13 protein-coding genes are annotated in these 17,395 nt (G+C 71.8%); 10 read left to right on the top strand and 3 right to left on the bottom strand.

Going from position 1 to position 17,395, the window contains the following annotated elements; all coding sequences use genetic code 11:
- Nucleotides 1–49: 49 nt before the first annotated feature.
- From mfd to ACN9MP_RS11740, 4 genes are all read left to right on the top strand, one after another.
- Entirely contained in the window at nt 50–3,691 is a 3,642-nt protein-coding gene (gene mfd / locus ACN9MP_RS11755; RefSeq protein ID WP_426320380.1) for a transcription-repair coupling factor, read from the top strand.
- A 294-nt stretch (nt 3,692–3,985) separates the two neighbouring features.
- Nucleotides 3,986–4,585, top strand: a complete 600-nt coding sequence (locus tag ACN9MP_RS11750; RefSeq protein ID WP_426320378.1) for a gamma carbonic anhydrase family protein — start codon at nt 3,986–3,988, stop codon at nt 4,583–4,585.
- An 82-nt stretch (nt 4,586–4,667) separates the two neighbouring features.
- On the top strand, nt 4,668–6,404 hold the full coding sequence (locus ACN9MP_RS11745) for an MFS transporter (RefSeq protein ID WP_426320376.1): 1,737 nt from the start codon (nt 4,668–4,670) through the stop codon (nt 6,402–6,404).
- Nucleotides 6,401–7,114 (top strand): DUF2652 domain-containing protein, encoded by a 714-nt coding sequence (locus tag ACN9MP_RS11740; RefSeq protein ID WP_426320374.1) that lies wholly within the window; start codon nt 6,401–6,403, stop codon nt 7,112–7,114. Before ACN9MP_RS11745 ends, ACN9MP_RS11740 begins: the two co-directional genes overlap by 4 nt.
- A 48-nt stretch (nt 7,115–7,162) precedes the next feature.
- On the opposite strand, the gene ACN9MP_RS11735 is transcribed toward ACN9MP_RS11740, so the two are convergent.
- Nucleotides 7,163–7,333: a hypothetical protein gene (locus ACN9MP_RS11735; protein ID WP_426320372.1), complete on the bottom strand. Its 171-nt coding sequence runs from the start codon at nt 7,331–7,333 to the stop codon at nt 7,163–7,165.
- A 73-nt stretch (nt 7,334–7,406) separates the two neighbouring features.
- Nucleotides 7,407–10,106 carry a phosphoenolpyruvate carboxylase gene (locus ACN9MP_RS11730; RefSeq protein ID WP_426320370.1) on the bottom strand — a complete coding sequence of 900 codons (2,700 nt, stop codon included), beginning with the start codon at nt 10,104–10,106 and terminating at the stop codon, nt 7,407–7,409.
- 163 nt (nt 10,107–10,269) lie between these two features.
- Between ACN9MP_RS11730 and nhaA the strand changes: the two genes are divergently transcribed.
- From nhaA to hisS, 3 genes are all read left to right on the top strand, one after another.
- On the top strand, nt 10,270–11,430 hold the full coding sequence (gene nhaA, locus ACN9MP_RS11725; RefSeq protein ID WP_426320369.1) for a Na+/H+ antiporter NhaA: 1,161 nt from the start codon (nt 10,270–10,272) through the stop codon (nt 11,428–11,430).
- A complete protein-coding gene (locus ACN9MP_RS11720) occupies nt 11,385–12,074 on the top strand; it encodes a MazG family protein (RefSeq protein ID WP_426320367.1) in 690 nt (229 codons plus the stop codon). The genes nhaA and ACN9MP_RS11720 overlap by 46 nt, the downstream gene beginning before the upstream one ends.
- Before the next feature lie 64 nt (nt 12,075–12,138).
- On the top strand, nt 12,139–13,419 hold the full coding sequence (gene hisS, locus ACN9MP_RS11715; protein WP_426326002.1) for a histidine--tRNA ligase: 1,281 nt from the start codon (nt 12,139–12,141) through the stop codon (nt 13,417–13,419).
- Nucleotides 13,420–13,525: 106 nt separating this feature from the next.
- Here the strand turns inward: hisS and ACN9MP_RS11710 are convergent, their stop codons facing one another.
- Nucleotides 13,526–14,776 carry an APC family permease gene (locus ACN9MP_RS11710; protein WP_426320365.1) on the bottom strand — a complete coding sequence of 417 codons (1,251 nt, stop codon included), beginning with the start codon at nt 14,774–14,776 and terminating at the stop codon, nt 13,526–13,528.
- Nucleotides 14,777–14,846: 70 nt separating this feature from the next.
- On the opposite strand from ACN9MP_RS11710, the gene ACN9MP_RS11705 reads away from it, so the two are divergent.
- The 3 genes from ACN9MP_RS11705 (at nt 14,847) to eno (ending at nt 17,377) form a co-directional block, all read left to right on the top strand.
- Nucleotides 14,847–15,287, top strand: coding sequence for a YdeI/OmpD-associated family protein (locus ACN9MP_RS11705; RefSeq protein WP_426320363.1), 441 nt, complete (start codon nt 14,847–14,849; stop codon nt 15,285–15,287).
- A 32-nt stretch (nt 15,288–15,319) separates the two neighbouring features.
- A complete protein-coding gene (locus ACN9MP_RS11700; protein WP_426320361.1) occupies nt 15,320–15,988 on the top strand; it encodes an O-methyltransferase in 669 nt (222 codons plus the stop codon).
- Nucleotides 15,989–16,096: 108 nt separating this feature from the next.
- Nucleotides 16,097–17,377, top strand: a complete 1,281-nt coding sequence (gene eno, locus ACN9MP_RS11695; protein WP_426320360.1) for a phosphopyruvate hydratase — start codon at nt 16,097–16,099, stop codon at nt 17,375–17,377.
- Nucleotides 17,378–17,395: the final 18 nt, after the last annotated feature.

The following is a 17,395-nucleotide window of genomic DNA, read 5'->3' as shown; positions in this document are numbered from 1 at the left end:
GCGCATCCACGGCGAGAACGGTGTCGTACCCGCGTCGTAGACTCGTGCGGTGACAGTTCCCGGGATCGTGCGCGCCCTCGAGCAGGCTGAACCGTTTCGGGATGCGGTGGCCGCGGCATCCGTCGACGCCGACTTCTCGCTCGTGGAAGGGCTCGGCGCTCCGCTCCTGGCAGCACTCCTCGAGAAGCGCCGCGCCGCGGGCAGGCCGCCGCTGGTTCTGCTGATCGCGCCGACCGGCCGCCGCGCGGAATCGCTCGGCCCGGCGCTCGGCGCGCTGCTCCCGGGCGCCGAGGTGGTGCACTTCCCGGCGTGGGAGACGCTGCCGCACGAGCGGCTGAGCCCCAGCGCCGAGACGGTGGGCGCGCGGCTCGACATCCTCTCGCGCATCGCGAAATGGGATGCGGCGACGCCTCTCGTGATCACCGCCTCGGTGCGGGGCGCGATCCAGCCGCTCGCGGCGGGACTCACCGACATCGAGCCGATCGAGCTCCTCAAGGGCGGCCGCGGCCATGATCTCGGCGACGTGTCCGCCCGCCTCGTCGACCTCGCCTACCACCGCGTCGACATGGTGTCGCGCCGCGGCGAGTTCGCCGTGCGCGGCGGCATCCTCGACGTCTTCCCGCCCACCACGCCGCACCCCTTCCGCGTCGAGTTCTTCGGCGACGAGGTCGACGAGATGCGCGCGTTCTCGGTCGCCGACCAGCGGTCGCTGCCCGGCGAGGTGCACGAGGTCACGCTCCTGCCCAGCCGCGAGCTGCTGCTCACGGAGGCGGTGCGCGGTCGTGCCCGTCAGCTCAAGGACGAGTTCCCCGGCCTGGTCGCCATGCTCGAGAAGATGGCCGAGGGCATCCCCGTCGAGGGCATGGAGTCCCTGCTTCCGGCTGTCGTCGACCGGCTGGTGACGCTCGTCGACTATCTGCCCGAGGGGTCCGCGGTGGCGCTGGTCGACCCCGAGCGCGCCGTCACGCGCGCGATCACGCTCGGCGAGACCAACCGCGAGTTCCTCGATGCGGCGTGGAGTGCCGCGACCGCGGGCGCCCGCACGCCGGTCGACCTCGGGGCGGGCGACTTCCTGTCGCTGCCCCAGCTCCGCGAGGCGACGCGCGAGCGCGGCGGGGTCTGGTGGACTCTCAGCGCCTTCGACTCCGGCCAGGCGGATGCCGCGGCCGAGGGGCTTCTCGACGGGCCGATCAGCGGCGACGACATCGATGTGGCGCTCGAGGCCGCGGCGGCGATCCGCGTGCCGGGGTCGGCCGTGCCGTCGTTCCACGGCAACGTCGAGGGCGCGACCGACCACGTCGGCGCACTGCTGGCCGATGGCTGGCGCGTCGTCGTCGCGGCATCCGGTGCCGGACTCGTGGAGCGCGCGCGCGATGTGCTCGCCGAGCGCGGCATCGCCGCGCGCAGGGTCGACGACGTGCTGCAGCCACCGGAGCCGGGGGTCGCCCACGTGGTGGTGAGCGTGCTGGAGCGAGGCTTCGAGGCGCCCGACGCGAAGCTCGCGGTGCTCACCGAGTCGGAGTTCTACGGCCGCACGATCGGCGGCGACAACCGGGTCGTGAAGAAGCTCGCGTCGCGGCGCAAGGCGGTCGTCGACCCGCTCAAGCTGACGGCGGGCGACTACGTCGTGCATGCGACGCACGGCATCGGCAAGTTCGTCGAACTCACCCAGCGCGAGGTGTCCAGCGGCGGACGCAACGCGGTGAAGAGCATGCGCGAGTACCTCGTGCTCGAGTACGCGCCGTCCAAGCGCGGCTACCCGGGCGACAAGCTCTTCGTCCCGACGGATCAGCTCGACCTGCTCTCGCGGTACGTCGGCGGCGAGGCGCCCTCGCTGTCGAAGATGGGCGGCAGCGACTGGGCGCAGGCCAAGAGCAAGGCCCGCCGTGCCGTGCGCGACATCGCCGTCGAGCTCGTGAAGCTCTACTCGGCCCGCATGGCCGCGAAGGGCCACGCGTTCGGGCCCGACACCCCGTGGCAGCGCGAGCTCGAGGAGGCGTTCCCCTTCGCCGAGACGCCCGACCAGCTGCAGACGATCGACGAGATCAAGGCCGACATGGAGAAGCCGGTCCCGATGGACCGGCTGCTGTCGGGCGACGTCGGCTTCGGCAAGACCGAGGTGGCCGTGCGGGCCGCGTTCAAGGCGATCCAGGACGGCAAGCAGGTCGCGATGCTCGTGCCGACCACGCTGCTCGTGAAGCAGCACCTCGAGACGTTCACCGAGCGGTTCGCGGGGTTCCCGGTGAAGGTCAAGGCGCTGTCGCGCTTCCAGACCGACAAGCAGGCTCGCGAGGTCGTCGCAGGACTCGCCGACGGCACCGTCGACATGGTCATCGGCACGCACCGCATCCTCACCGAGAAGGTGCTGTTCAAAGACCTCGGCCTCATGATCATCGACGAGGAGCAGCGCTTCGGCGTCGAGCACAAGGATCAGCTCAAGAAGCTCAAGACCAACGTCGACATCCTGGCGATGAGCGCCACGCCGATCCCGCGCACGCTCGAGATGGCCGTGACCGGCATCCGCGAGATGTCGACGCTGCAGACGCCGCCCGAGGACCGGCATCCGATCCTGTCGTATGTCGGTCCGCGCAACGACAAGCAGATCGCGGCCGCCATACGCCGTGAGCTGCTGCGCGAGGGCCAGGTGTTCTACGTGCACAACCGCGTGCAGTCGATCCAGCGCGTCGCCGCCGAGCTCGCCGAGCTCGTGCCCGAAGCGCGCATCGCGGTCGCCCACGGTCAGATGGGGGAGCACGCCCTCGAGGAGGTCGTCGACGCGTTCTGGGAGCGGCGCTCCGACGTGCTCGTCTGCACGACGATCGTCGAGACGGGCCTCGACATCTCGAACGCGAACACCATCATCATCGACCGCGCCGACAAGTACGGACTCAGCCAGCTGCACCAGCTCCGCGGGCGCGTCGGCCGGGCACGCGAGCGTGCGTACGCGTACTTCCTCTACGACGACATGAAGCCGCTCAGCGAGACCGCGGCCGACCGCCTCGAGACGATCGCCGTGAACAACGACCTCGGCTCCGGCATGCAGGTGGCGCTGAAGGACCTCGAGATCCGCGGCGCCGGAAATCTCCTCGGCGCCGAGCAGGCGGGTCACATCGCCGGTGTGGGCTTCGACCTCTATCTGCGCATGATCGGCGAGGCGGTCGCGACCTTCCGCGGCGAAGAGACCGAGGGCCCCACCGAGCTGCGGCTCGAGCTGCCGGTGCAGGCGCGCATCCCGGAGTCGTACATCGACAGCGAGCGGCTGCGCCTCGAGGCGTACCAGAAGCTCTCGGCCGCGGCATCCGTCACCGCCAAGGACGACGCGATCGACCTGGTCATCGAGGAGCTCACCGACCGCTACGGCGAGCCGCCCGCCGATGTCGAAGGACTCGTCGCCGTCGCGCGCCTGCGGCGTCGCGCCGCCGCGGCAGGGCTCGCGGACGTCGTGGCGATGGGACCGAATCTCCGCGTCGCGCCGGCGAATCTGCCCGACTCCATGCGCGTGCGCCTGCAGCGGCTGCACCCGAAGGCCAAGCTCGTCGCGGGGGGAGAGGCGATGGTCGTGCCGCTGCCGTCCGCCGGCGGCGAGCCGCTGCGCGACGGCGAGCTCATCGCGTGGGTCGCGCAGCTGATCGAACAGCTGTGGCCCGAGAAGAAGGCGGATGCGGCGACCCAGGCCGCAGCCGGCGCCTGAGGCGAGCGAGGCAGCCGCACCCGGGCCGCCGACGCCGCGGCGAGGGCCTGACGCTTCGCCGGCCCGCGCCCCGCGGTCTCGAGATCAGGAGATATGGCGGAGACAGGACGCTTCGCGCGCGATCGTCCTGCGCTCGTCAGATCTCCTGATCTCGGAGACAGGCGGACGGCGTCAGACGACGGCGTCAGACGACGGCGTAGAGGGCGACGTTGCCCGAGCTGCCCGCGCCGCCGACCGCCCTGTGCGCGCACGACGGCTACGCTGGGCCCATCCACGACGGCGGGAGCAGCGACGATGCGGTTCGAGCACCTCGGGGCACAGCCCCGTATCCACCCGGAGGCGATCATCGCGCCGACGGCGGTGATCAGCGGCGACGTCTCGATCGGCGCGGACTGCCAGATCCTCCATGGGGCGGTCATCACCGCCGAGGGCGGCCCCATCACACTGGGTGAGAACGTCATCGTCATGGAGAACGCGCTCATCCGGGCGACGTCGACGAACCCGGTGCACATCGCGGACCACGTGCTGGTCGGCCCCATGGCCAGCGTGTCGGGCGCTGTCGTCGAGGAGGAGGTGTTCCTCGCCACGGGTACCAGGGTGTTCAACGGCGCGCACATCGGCGCCCGCAGCGAGGTGCGCATCAACGGCGTCGTGCACCTGCGCACCACCCTGCCCGCGGACTCGACGGTGCCGATCGGCTGGGTCGCCATCGGCGACCCCGTGCAGATCCTCTCGCCCGACCGCCACGAGGAGATCTGGGCCGCCCAGCGCGAGCTCGACTTCCCGGGCTACGTCTTCGGCCTCGACCGCGAGACGCCCGATCTGATGGTTCAGCTGACCGAGCGCTACGGGCGCAGCCTCGCCCGTCACGCCGACGACCGACGCATCGAGTGACGCCGAGCCGAGCGGATGCGGCCGCCTCGACCGCACCGCCCGCGTGCTGGCCCTGGGGCGACCGAGGCCCTAAAGTCGCGACATGGGCCATCTGGGGACCCGCTCGAGGCTCGACCAGGCCATGGGGGCCTTCTCGAGCAACTGGCGCAACCCCAATCTGCGGCGCGCGCAACTGAGCTTCCTCGGTGCCTGGACGGCCGAGTGGGCCTTCACGGTCGCTCTCGGCATCGTCGCCTACAACGACGGCGGAGCGCTCGCGCTGGGGCTCGTCGGACTCCTGCGCATGCTGCCCTCGGCGGTGCTCGCACCCGTGCTGTCGCCCTTCGCCGATCGCGGCCGGCGGGAGCGGGTGCTCGTGACGGTCTCCCTGCTCCGCGGCACGGTCACGGCGGTCGCGGCGGTCGTCGTGGCCCTCGCGGGCCCGCTCGTGGTGGTCTACGCGCTCGCCGTGCTGTCCACGATCGCCGCGACGCTCTTCCGGCCGGCGCACTCGGCGCTGCTGCCCACGCTGTGCCGCACCGGGCACGAACTCGCGAGCGCCAACGTCGTGCGCGGACTCCTGGACTCGGTGGCCACGCTCGTCGGTCCGCTCGTGGCCGCCATCCTCCTCGCCTTGTCCGACGTCTCGGTCGTCTTCGCGGTCGCGGCGGCGGCCTCGTTCTGGGCTGCGCTGCTCCTGTTCCGGGTTCGTTACGACGCGCCACCCCGTCCGCCCGCACCCCGCACCGACCTGCTGAAGGAGGCGATCGAGGGGATCCGCGCCGTCGGGCGCAGCAGGGATCTGCAGCTCATCCTCGGGCTTGCGGCCGCCCAGTCGCTGACGCGCGGATCGCTCACGGTGTTCTCGGTCGTCGTCGCGATCGAGCTGCTCGGCCTGGGGGAGTCGGGTGCGGGTGCCCTGATGGCCTCGGTCGGCGTCGGCGCGGTGGTCGGCTCGCTCGCGGCATCGCTGCTCGTCGGCACGGGTCGACTGGGAGCGTGGTTCGCGGTCGGCGTGGCGCTGTGGGGCCTGCCGATCGCGCTGGTCGGCGTCTTCCCGCAGCAGGCGGCAGCCCTCGTCCTGCTGGCGTTCGTCGGCGTCGGAAATGCGCTGATCGATCTCGCCGGCTTCACGCTCATCGGGCGCCTGGCACCCGACGCCGTCATGGCCCGCGTGTTCGGCGTGCTCGAGAGTCTCGTCGCGATCTCGATCGGAGTCGGCTCGATCCTCGCGTCGGGTGTCATCGCGTGGCTCGGCCTGCAGGCGGCGCTCATCGCCGTCGGCCTGCTGTGCCCGCTGCTCGCCGTGGCCTCGTGGTGGAGGCTGCGCGGCCTCGATCGCGCCGTGGGCGCGCTCGATGCCAAGGTCGGGCTCCTCCAGCGCGTGCCGATGTTCCAGCCGCTCCCGCTGCCGGCGATCGAGCAGCTCGCGCGCGGTCTCGAGCCGGTGGCGGTGGCGGCGGGCGGGCCCGTCTTCACGCAGGGCGACATCGGCGACCGGTACTACGTCATCGAGAAGGGCCAGGCCGAGGTCATCGGCGACGGTCGGGTGGTCGCGACCCTCGGCGAAGGGGAGGGCTTCGGCGAGATCGCGCTGCTGCGGCGCACCCGGCGGACGGCGACCGTCCGGGCGCGCACCACGCTGGACCTCAAGGCGCTCGGCTCGGAGCGGTTCGCGGCGGTGGTGCTCGGCTACGCCCCGAGCGCCGAGGCGGCCGCGACGAGCGTCGACGAACGACTCGACCGATTCGATCCGGGCGAGCCGGCCGACGAGCCGCCCGGCGAGCCGCCGCCGGTGCCGCGGCGACAGGCGACCGCCACGGGGGAGGGTGAGGCATGACGACAGCGCGAACGGCTCTGCTGATCGCCGACATCGGCGGGTACACCGAGTACATGGGCACGCACCGCCTGACGCTCGCCCACGCCGAGGTGAACACCGCGCGCATGCTCCAGAGCATCGTCCGCGCCGCTCGCGGCTTCGAGCTCGTCGAGATCGAGGGCGACGCAGCCTTCCTCTCGCGGCGCACCGGCTCGCGCGACCCCGAGACGACCCTCACCGACATCCTCCAGGTCGCCGTCGCGATGCATCGCGCGTTCCACCGGGAGCGCGAGTACGTGGTGCAGAATCTCTGCCCGTGCGGAGGCTGCCGTCAGGCGCGAGACCTCACGCTCAAGTTCGTGGCCCACGTCGGCGACGTCGCCACGCAGAGCATCGGGGGCCGGTCCAAACTCGTCGGCATCGACGTGATCCTCGTGCACCGGCTGCTGAAGAACCCCGTGGCGATCCCGGAGTACGTCCTGCTCACCGATGACGTCTACCGCAGGGAATCGCCCGCGCTCCCGGATACGGTCGGCGAGATCTCGCCGGACCTCGAGGGCATCGGCAGCGTGCACGCGTACTACGTCGACGTCGCCGACCTGGGCGGAGACGGCTCCGACGCACCCGCACCGACGCTGCGCTCCCGCCTCGGGAGCACCTTCTCCGCCGTCGGCCGGGGGCTCCCGTACATGATCGGCGCGAAGAAGCCCCGTCGCGACCGCTCAGGCTGACCCGAGCGGATGCCGCGGGTCGCGGCATCCGTCATCTTCGGGGCCGCGTCAGTCCCAGGTCATGCCGCAGTCGCGGCAGCCGAACTCGAGGTGCTCGACCCAGCCGCCGTCGAGGGCGTCTCGACGATCCCACTCGATGCGGAACCACCCCGGCTCGGTCGCACGCACATCGAGCGACCCGCATTGCGGACACATCTCGGCGACGATCATCCGTGCCATGGCGCCACGGTACGCCGCGACGCGCGCCCGGGCGGTCACGACGCGCGGCGTGCCGTGCACAGCGGGCGGGCTCTCACCCGGTGTTCTGGAGGCCCGCGGCGACACCCGACACCGACAACAGCAGCAGGCGCTGCAGCTCCGGGTCGGCCGTCGCTCCCTCGGGTGCGTCGCGGAGCGCGCGGAGGGCCCTCAGCTGCAGCAGCGAGAGCGCGTCGACGTAGGGGCTGCGCATCTTGACGGCCCGTTGCAGCACGGGCTTGTTGCCGAGCAGCTCGGTGCCTCCGGTGATGCGGATCACCCAGTCCCGCGTCAGCCGCATCTCGTCGCGCACGAGCGCCGCGAGGTCGTCGCGGTCGCCGAGCTCGAGGTAGTGCTGCGCGATGCGGTCGTCGGTCTTCGCCAGGCTCATGGCGACGTTGTCGATCAGCGTCCGGAAGAGCGGCCACTCCTGGTAGGCCTGGAGCAGAAGCGGCTCGTCGGCGACGGCGTCGAGGGCGGTGCCGAGACCGAACCAGCCCGCGAGGTTGATGCGCGCCTGGGTCCACGCGAACACCCAGGGGATCGCGCGGAGGTCCTCGAGCGACTCCACCGACAGGCCGCGACGCGCAGGCCGGGAGCCGAGGGCGAGCTGACCGATCTCCTCCATCGGGGTGACGCGGGCGAACCACGGGGCGAAGCCGGGGGCCTTGACCAGCGAGAAGAAGCGCTCGCGCGACGCGGCATCCATCGTCGCGGCGACCTCGGCGTACCGATCGGCCGCCGTACGGTTGCGCTCCTCGTTCGAGGGGGAGGAGGCGAGGAGGATCGCCGCGGCGACCTGGTCGATGTGGCGCATGGCGATCGCAGGGTCGCCGTAGCGCGCGAAGATCACCTCGCCCTGCTCGGTGAGCTTGAAGCGGCCGTCGACGGAGTGCGGCGGCTGCGCCATGATGGCGGAGTTCGCGGGGCCGCCGCCGCGGCCGAGGGCGCCGCCGCGGCCGTGGAACAGCGTCAGCTCGATGCCGTTCTCGTCGGCCCAGGCCGCGATCTTCGCCTGCGCCTCGTACAGCGCCAGGTTGGCGGCGACCGGTCCGACGTCCTTGGAGGAGTCGGAATAGCCCAGCATGACCTCGAGGCGCCGGCCGGTGGCCTCCAGGCGCGCGGCGAATTCCGGATGCTCGATGATCTCGGCGAGGATGCGCGGTGCGGCCTGCAGGTCGGCGAAGGTCTCGAACAGCGGGATGACATCGAGCACCGGGGGCGTGCTCTCCGGGCCTGCGGCGAAACGCGCCAGGCGGTGCACATTGGCCAGATCGTCGGCCGACTGGGTGAACGACACGATGTAGCGGCCCGCGGCCCGGGGTCCGTAGCGCTCCTGCAGGAACCCGATCGTGCGGATGACGTCGAGCACCTCTTCGGCCTGCTCGCTGCGCGGCGCGCCAGAGCCATCAGCCCCGGCCCCCTGGGCACTGTCCAGCTCGGCGAGCACCTTCGCGTGCACCGCGGAGTGCTGTCGCACCTCGAGTTCGGTGAGGTGGAAGCCGTATGTCTCGACCTGCCACAGCAGCTGCTGCAGGTGCCCGTAGGCCTGGCGCGGGGCGCCGGCGCGCACCAGCGAGTCCTGCACGACGCGCAGGTCGGCGAGAAGGTGCTCCGGGTCGCGGTACGCGAGGTCGGCGTTGCGGGCGCGCGTGGCCTCGATCTTGCGTGCGATGAGCAGCACGATGCGACGGTGCGGCTCATCGGGCGAGCGCTTGGCGATGTCCTTCGCCGCCTCCTCGTCGGCGGCCTTCAGGCGCTGCCACAGCGCGAGCAGCGCGTCGCTCGGGGGCGTGGTCGAGGCATCCAGGGTGAGCGTCCGGCCGATGCGGTTGGTGGTGCGTGCGAGGCCGAGGAGCACGTGCTCGCTCGCGATCGCGGCGGCCTTGCGGGTGACGGATGCCGTGACGAAGGGGTTTCCGTCGCGGTCGCCGCCGACCCACGAGCCGATCCGCACGAACGGGCGCACGACGGGTGCCCGGCCGCCGGCCGCGGGACCCTGCAGCGCGTCGTCGACGCGCCGGTAGACGTGCGGCACCGCCGTGTACAACGTGTCGTCGAAGACGGCCATCACCGCGCGGACCTCGTCGGTGGGCGCGGGCTTCTCCGGGCGCAGGGGCGCGGTGCGCCACAGGGTGTCGATCTCCTCCAGCATGCGGCGCTCGGCGCGGCGCTCGTCGGCGCCGCCCCGCGGGGAGGTGTCGCGCTCCTCGAGGAGGCTCGCGAGCCGGCGGATGCTCGTGGACACGGCGCGCCGCCGCGCTTCGGTGGGATGCGCCGTGAAGACGGGGTGGAACCGCATGTTCTGCAGGCGCTGGAGCGCGGTGTCATCACCGACCTCGGCGGCCAGGCGCACGAAGGCGGCCGCGACCGAGTCGGTGGCCTGCTCGCGGTCGGGACGGCCGTCGCGCTGGCGGAGAATGCGCACCCGCTGGTGCTCCTCGGCCAGGTTCACGAGGTGGAAGTAGGCGGTGAAGGCCCGCGCGACCTCGTCGGCGCGGGCGATGGTGAACGACTCGGCGATCGCCGCGGCACGGGCGAACGCCTCGGGCGTCTCGTCGGTGTAGGCCTGGATGGTCGCCGTGCGCAGGCGCTCGACATCCTCGTACAGTCCGGCCGACCCGCTTTCGCGGAGCACCTGGCCCAGGAGGGTGCCCAGCATCCGCACGTCCGCGCGCATCTGCTCGGGAATCGCCTGCTCCGCCTCGTACCGTCCGACGAGATCGATCGCTTCGGTGTGGGTCAGCTCACGCATCCGTCCAGGCTAACGGCGCCGTGTTTCCCCGACGTCATGCACGCCGTTGTGTGACGGCGGGGCGGCCGCCGAGGAGACGTGGGTCGATCGCTAGACTGGCCGGTGGAGCGCCGGGAAGTCTGGTCGGCACGTCTTCGTCGACCCGTGATCTCCTGGAGGCCCGATGTCGCTTCTTCGCTCGGCCCGTTTTCCCGCCGTCATCCTGCTCGTCGCCGCGGCCCTCGGCCTCATCGTGGCGAACTCCCCGCTGGGCCCCGCGGTCGACGACGCGATGCACGCGTCGGTCGGCCTCCCGGGCGTCTTCGAACTCACGCTGTCGCATTGGATCAAAGACGGCCTGCTCGCGATCTTCTTCTTCGTCGTCGCGGTGGAGCTGCAGTACGAGCTCACCGCCGGGCAGCTGAACTCCGCGCGCAAGGCGCTGCAGCCCGCCATCGCGGCCGCGGGCGGCGTGCTGGTTCCGATCGCGATCTACGCGGCTGTCTCGTGGGGCACGGAGGCGAGCCCCGGGTGGCCCATTCCGACGGCGACCGATATCGCGTTCGCGCTCGGAGTGCTCGCGGTGTTCGGCCGCGGCCTGCCGCCGGGGCTGCGCGTGTTCCTCCTCGCCCTGGCGATCCTCGACGACATCGTCGGCATCGTCTTCATCGCGGTGCTCTTCACCACCGGGGTCGACTTCGGCGCGCTCGCGGGCGCCGCCGTCTGCGCGGTGGTCTTCGGCATCCTGAGCAGGCAGCTCGACACCCGCGCCCGGGTCGTGGTCGCGATCGTGCTCGTGCTGCTCGCCGTCGCGACCTGGGTGCTGGTGTACCGCTCGGGGGTGCACGCGACGATCGCGGGCGTCGTGCTCGGCCTGGCGATGGCGCAGCGCCCGGCTCTGCGGGTGCGGCACGAACTCGAGCCCTGGGTGAACACGGTGGTGCTGCCGCTGTTCGCCTTCTCGGCGGCGCTGGTCGTCATCCCCTCGGTGCCGCCGAGCGATCTCTCGCCGGCCTTCTGGGGAGTGCTGGTCGCGCTGCCGGTCGGGAAGATCGCCGGCATCTCGGTGTTCGGCTGGATCTCGCTGCGCCTGGCGCACCGGCACGGGGCTCGGCCGCTCGCGTTCGCCGACCTGCTCGCCGCCGGCGCGCTGGGCGGAATCGGCTTCACCGTGTCGCTCCTGCTCGCGGAGCTGGCGTTCTCCGATGCGGCATCGCTGCGGGATCAGGCGACGCTCGGCGTGCTCGCGGGTTCGGTGATTTCGCTCCTCCTGGCCGCAGGGCTCGTATCGTGGCGGGCATGGCATCACCGACGTCTGGCGACGACAGCATCCGCGACGGCGTGACCGACGGGTCGCGGCATCCCGCGCCCGATCCGCTCCGCGCGGCCGCCGACGTCATGCACGCCGTCCGGGACCGGTGCGTCTGGACGCAGCAGATCGACCACCGCGCCCTCGTGCCGTACCTGGTCGAGGAGAGCGCCGAGCTCATCGACGCCGTGGAGGAAGGCTCCCGCGCCGACCTCCGCGAAGAGCTCGGCGACCTGCTGTGGCAGGTGCTGTTCCACTCCGAGATCGCCTCCCGCGACGGAGAGGACCCCTTCGACATCGACGACGTCGCACGCGCCCTCACCGAGAAGATGGTGAGGCGGCATCCGCATGTCTTCGGCGACTCGGTCGCGACCACCCCCGAAGAGGTGCTGATCCACTGGAACGCGGCGAAGGCGGCCGAGAAGCACGCGCGCCGCTCGGTCCTCGACGGAGTGAGCGAGCGGATGCCGAGCCTCGCGCTCGCCCAGAAGCTCCTGTCCAAGGCGGCCCAGGTGGGCGTCTCGTCGACCGTCCCCGCGGCAGAGCCGTCGAGCGAAGCCGAACTGGGTGACGCGCTGCTCGCGCTCGTGGCGACGGCCCGGGCCCGCGGGTGGGACGCAGAGCGCGCGCTGCGCGAGCGCCTCCGCCTTCTCGAGCGCGACATCCGCGCCGCCGAATGATTCGTGCGCTCACGGCGGCACCCAGCAGAATGAATGAGTGGCATCCGTCAATCCGCCGCGCGGCATGCGCGACTTCCTTCCCGCCGACAAGGCCCGTCGCGAGCGCGTGCTCGCCGTCATCCGCGAGCGCTACCGCGCCCACGGCTTCGACGAGATCGAGACGCCCGTCATGGAGGAGTACGGCCGGCTTCATGCGGGCATCGGCGGAGACAACGAGAAGCTCGCCTACAACGTGCTCAAGCGCGGTCTCGACGCCGACGCCATCCGCGCCGCCGCGGACGATGCCGCCAGCCTCGCCGACCTCGGCCTGCGGTACGACCTGACGGTTCCGCTCGCGCGGTTCTACGCCAGCAACCGCGGTCAGCTGCCGGCCGTGTTCCGCTCCATCCAGATCGCCCCCGTCTGGCGCGCCGAACGCCCGCAGAAGGGCCGGTATCGCCAGTTCCTGCAGTGCGACATCGACATCATCGGCGACGCTTCGGCTCGCGCCGAGGCCGAGCTCGTCGTCGCGACCCTCGACACCACCGACGCCCTCGGGCTCGAGGGCGGGAGCGTCCGCATCAATGACCGGCGGGTGCTCGACTGGATGCTCGACAGCTTCGGCTTCGGCGCCGAGGAGCGCCCTGGCGTGCTCATCACCATCGACAAGCTCGACAAGATCGGGCCGGACGGCATCGTCGCCGAGCTGCGCGAGCGGGGGGCCACGGCCTCGGCCGTCGACGCGTTCGAGGCCTTCCTGCGCCGCCCGATGACCCTGGAGCACAACCCCTACGGCGAGGTTCAGATCCGCAAGGCGCTGCCCGAGGGCGCTCCCGCGGAGATCGTCGATCACCTCGTCGGCATCGGGGAGGCTGTCGCGGCCGCCCGCGCCGCGACAGCAACTGCCGAGGCGGCCGCGGCCGACATCCCTCTCGTGTTCGACCCCTTCCTCGTGCGCGGCATGGGCTACTACACGGGAACGATCTTCGAGCTCGCGCACCCGTCGGTGGACTACTCGCTGGGCGGAGGGGGGCGCTACGACGGCATGATCGGGCGCTTCCTCGGCCAGGAGGTGCCCGCGGTCGGGTTCTCGATCGGCTTCGAGCGCATCGTCGACCTGGTGGCGGAGGGGACGGATGCTGCGGCCCCGGCGGTCGTGCTCGTCCACGACCGCGACGTGTCCGAGGCGGCCCTCCTCGCGCTGAAGGCGGCCCTCGTGCGCCAGGGCTCCCGCGTTCGCCTCGAGCACCGCACGAAGAACCTCAAGGCGCTCCTCGAGCGCGCGGCGGCCGACGGCTACACGGCGTTCGCGACGGTGTCCGCCGACACCACCGCGGAGTCCCTCGACGTCAAGCCGCTCGCGTAGTCCGGTTCGGCAGCAGAACTCCACGCATTCGCGCGGAGGACGGTGGATGAGCGGCCGGACGTGGTCTCACCGCGCGAGTCCCGTGGAGTTCCGCAGAGCGTTCCGGCTATGCCCGGCGGGCGCGGAGGCGGATCGCGCGGTACGCGGCGCCGACCGCGACCACCGCGACACCGGCCACGACGGACTGCCAGGGGAGCGTGACGGCGAGGACGAGGCAGCCGACCGCCCCCACGACCTGGAGGAAGACGGGGTACCGGCGCGCGTCTCCGCGCTGTCGCCACGCCGCGACGTTCGCGACGAGGTAGTACAGCAGCACGCCGAACGACGAGAAGCCGATCGCCCCGCGAAGGTCGATCAGCGCGACGAGCAGCACGACGACCGCTCCCGCGACCAGTTCCGCGCGGTGGGGGACGTGCCACCGCGGGTGCACCGCGGCGAGGAATCCCGGGAGGTCGCCTTCGCGCGCCATGGCGAACGCGGTGCGGCTCACTCCGGCGATGAGGGCGAGCAGGGCTCCGAGCGATGCGGCCGCGGCCCCGATACGCACGACGGGGTCGATCCACGCCCATCCCGATCGCGCGACGGCGGCCGCGACCGGCTCGGTCGACGACGCGACGCCGGCGGGCCCCAGTGCGCTCAGCACGGCGACGGCGACCACCGCGTACACCGCGAGGGCCATGGCGAACGCGATGACGATCGCGCGGGGGATCACACGGCGCGGGTCGCGCACCTCCTCACCCATGGTCGCGATGCGCGCATACCCGGCGAATGCGAAGAAGAGCAGACCGGCGGACTGCAGGATGCCGTAGCCGCCGCCGATCCAGACGGCCTCCGCGGTGAGCCAGCCCGGTGTCGCCCCGGCCGAGAACGCGGCCGTGACGGCGGCGGCGAGCGCGCCCAGCGAGACGACGACGATCGCGCGGGCGGCGCCGGCGGTGCGCGTCACGCCGAACCAGTTCACAGCCGTGAGCGCGACGACGGCGACGACGGCGAAGGGCCGCTCCCACCCGCTCGGCGCGGCGTAGGCGGCGAACGTGAGCGCCATCGCCGCGCAGCTCGCGGTCTTGCCGACCACGAACCCCCACCCGGCGAGGAATCCCCACCACGGGCCGAGCTCGGCGCGTCCGTACGCGTACGTGCCGCCCGACGTCGGGTGGGCTGCGGCGAGCTGAGCCGACGAGGTGGCGTTGCCGAACGCGACGACAGCCGCGATCGCGAGGCCGATGAGCAGGCCCGTGCCCGCCGCATCCGCTGCCGGCGCCCACACGGCGAAGACCCCCGCGCCGACCATCGAGCCCAGTCCGATGAACACGGCGTCGCCGAGGCTGAGACGGCGCTGCAACGAGGGGGATGCCACGGCGGAACCTTAGCGCGGCGGCATGGCCGAGGATCGCCGCCGGTCGGCGCGGACGCGCCAGAATGGTCCCATGACGCTGCAGATCCACACCCTGCTCCTGCCGTTCGGCCCCGCGACGGCGATCGAACTGACCGACGAGCAGGTGACCGAGCTGGGTGGTGGGAAGCGCGCAGCGGTCGTCGTCGGCATCGGCGGGCGCACGGCGAGGGTGCGGCTGGGCGTGATGGACGGGCGCAACCTGGTCGGGCTCTCGAAAGCCGTGCGAGCACAGCTCGGCGTCGAGATCGGCGACGAGATCGACGCCGCGATCGACCTCGACACGGCCGAGCGGGAGGTCGAGGTGCCGGCCGACCTGGCTGCCGCCCTCGAGGCCGCGGGCGTGCGGGCCGCATTCGACGCGCTGACGTTCACCCGCCGCAAGGAGATCGCCCGCGGCGTCGCCGAGGCGAAGCGCCCCGACACGCGCGAGCGCCGCGTCGTGGCGGCCGTCGAGGAGCTCGGTAAGGGTTGACGACCGGGCCCGCGGCCGGATTGAGTGGCGGCATGGCAGAGCCCACACCCGATACCTGGCGTCGCGTCGACGCCTACCTCACCGAGCTGCTGGTCGGGCACGACCCCGGTCTCGAGCGCGCGGTCGCCGACCAGAACGAGGCCGGACTGCCGGCCATCGAGGTCGCGCCGGTCCACGGCAAGCTGCTGCACCTCGTCGCCCGCATGGCGGGCGCGCGCCGGGTGCTGGAGATCGGCACGCTCGGCGCCTACTCGACGATCTGGCTCGCGCGGGCCCTCCCCGACGGCGGTCAGGTCGTCACCATCGAGGCCGAGCCGCGCAACGCGGATCTCGCCCGGGCCAACCTCGATCGCGCCGGCGTCGGCGACCGGGTCGAGATCAAGGTCGGTCGCGCGGCAGAGGTGCTGCCGACCCTGGACGGCGGCCGGCCCTTCGACCTCGTGTTCATCGACGCCGACAAGGAGTCCAACACGATCTACCTCGACTGGGCCGCCCGGCTGGGCCGACCCGGCACCGTCGTCATGGTGGACAACACCGTCCGAGGCGGCGAGGTGGCGAACCCGGCGACAGAGAATCCCCAGATCATCGGCGTGCAGCGAGGTCTCGAGATGCTCGGTCGTGACCCGCGGTTCGACGCGACGGCGATCCAGACGCTCGACGCCAAGGGATACGACGGGATCGCGATCGCGATCGTCGTATGACGGCGAGGATGACGGATGCCTCTGGCCCCGGCATCCGTCATCACTAGACTCTTGGGCGGACCGACGACGCTCCGACGAACCACCCTCCACCAAGCAAGGAGACCCCCTGTGGCACAGATCGAGGCTGTAGGCGCCCGTGAGATCCTCGACTCGCGCGGAAACCCGACCGTCGAGGTGGAGGTGCTGCTCGACGACGGGATTGTCCAGCGTGCGGCCGTCCCCTCCGGCGCGTCGACCGGAGCTTTCGAGGCGTACGAGCTGCGCGACGGCGACAAGAGCCGCTACGGCGGCAAGGGCGTGCTGAAGGCGGTCGCGGCCGTCATCGACGAGCTCGGCCCCGCGATCGAGGGCGTCGAGGCGAGCGAGCAGCGCGTCATCGACGAGATCCTCATCGCCACCGACGGCACCGAGAACAAGTCACGGACGGGCGCCAACGCCATCCTCGGCGTCTCGCTCGCGGTCGCGAAGGCCGCCGCCGACTCCGCCGACCTGCCGCTGTTCCGGTACCTGGGCGGCCCGAACGCGCACGTCCTTCCCGTGCCGCTGTTCAACGTCATCAACGGCGGCGAGCACGCCGACAACGGCATCGACTTCCAGGAGTTCTTCCTCGCCCCCATCGGCGCCGAGACGTACGCCGATTCGCTGCGCTGGGGTACCGAGGTCTACCACGTCCTCAAGGGCGAGCTGAAGGCCGCCGGCTTCGCGACCGGCCTCGGCGACGAGGGCGGCTTCGCCCCCGACCTGCCGAGCAACCGCGAAGGCCTCGACTTCCTCATCCAGGCGATCGAGAAGGCGGGCTTCACCCCCGGCACGGACATCGCCGTGGGGCTCGACGTCGCCGCCACCGAGTTCTTCAAGGACGGTGTCTACACCGTCGAGGGCAAGCCGTGGTCCGCCGAGCAGCTCACCGACTACTTCGCCGACCTCGTCGACAATTACCCGATCGTGACCATCGAGGATGCGCTCGCCGAGGACGACTGGGACGCCTGGAAGGCCCTCACCGACAAGATCGGCAGCAAGGTGCAGCTCGTCGGCGACGACCTGTTCGTCACCAACCCCGAGCGCCTGCAGCGCGGCATCGACCTCGGCGTCGGCAACGCGCTGCTGGTCAAGGTGAACCAGATCGGCACGCTCTCCGAGACGCTGGACGCGATCGCGCTGGCCACCCAGAACGGCTACCGCTCGATGCTGTCTCACCGTTCGGGCGAGACCGAGGACACCACGATCGCCGATCTCGCGGTCGCGGTGAACGCGGGTCAGATCAAGACCGGCGCGCCCGCCCGCAGCGAGCGCGTCGCGAAATACAATCAGCTTCTGCGCATCGAAGAGGAGCTCGGCGAGGCCGCGGTGTTCGCGGGTCGCGGAGCATTCCCCCGTTTCAAGGGCTGATGCGCTGAGAGCACGTTG

The organism is Microbacterium sp. E-13 (assembly GCF_049912955.1).
Taxonomy (GTDB): Bacteria; Actinomycetota; Actinomycetes; order Actinomycetales; family Microbacteriaceae; genus Microbacterium.
This window is presented reverse-complemented; position numbering and strand designations above follow the sequence as displayed.

Coding starts and splice junctions, on each gene's coding strand:
- ACN9MP_RS11750 (WP_426320378.1), top strand. CDS start 3,986: ATGCGGTTCGAGCACCTCGGGGCACAGCCCCGTATCCACCCGGAGGCG.
- ACN9MP_RS11745 (WP_426320376.1), top strand. CDS start 4,668: ATGGGCCATCTGGGGACCCGCTCGAGGCTCGACCAGGCCATGGGGGCC.
- ACN9MP_RS11740 (WP_426320374.1), top strand. CDS start 6,401: ATGACGACAGCGCGAACGGCTCTGCTGATCGCCGACATCGGCGGGTAC.
- ACN9MP_RS11735 (WP_426320372.1), bottom strand. CDS start 7,333: ATGGCACGGATGATCGTCGCCGAGATGTGTCCGCAATGCGGGTCGCTC.
- ACN9MP_RS11730 (WP_426320370.1), bottom strand. CDS start 10,106: ATGCGTGAGCTGACCCACACCGAAGCGATCGATCTCGTCGGACGGTAC.
- nhaA (WP_426320369.1), top strand. CDS start 10,270: ATGTCGCTTCTTCGCTCGGCCCGTTTTCCCGCCGTCATCCTGCTCGTC.
- ACN9MP_RS11720 (WP_426320367.1), top strand. CDS start 11,385: ATGGCATCACCGACGTCTGGCGACGACAGCATCCGCGACGGCGTGACC.
- hisS (WP_426326002.1), top strand. CDS start 12,139: ATGCGCGACTTCCTTCCCGCCGACAAGGCCCGTCGCGAGCGCGTGCTC.
- ACN9MP_RS11705 (WP_426320363.1), top strand. CDS start 14,847: ATGACGCTGCAGATCCACACCCTGCTCCTGCCGTTCGGCCCCGCGACG.
- ACN9MP_RS11700 (WP_426320361.1), top strand. CDS start 15,320: ATGGCAGAGCCCACACCCGATACCTGGCGTCGCGTCGACGCCTACCTC.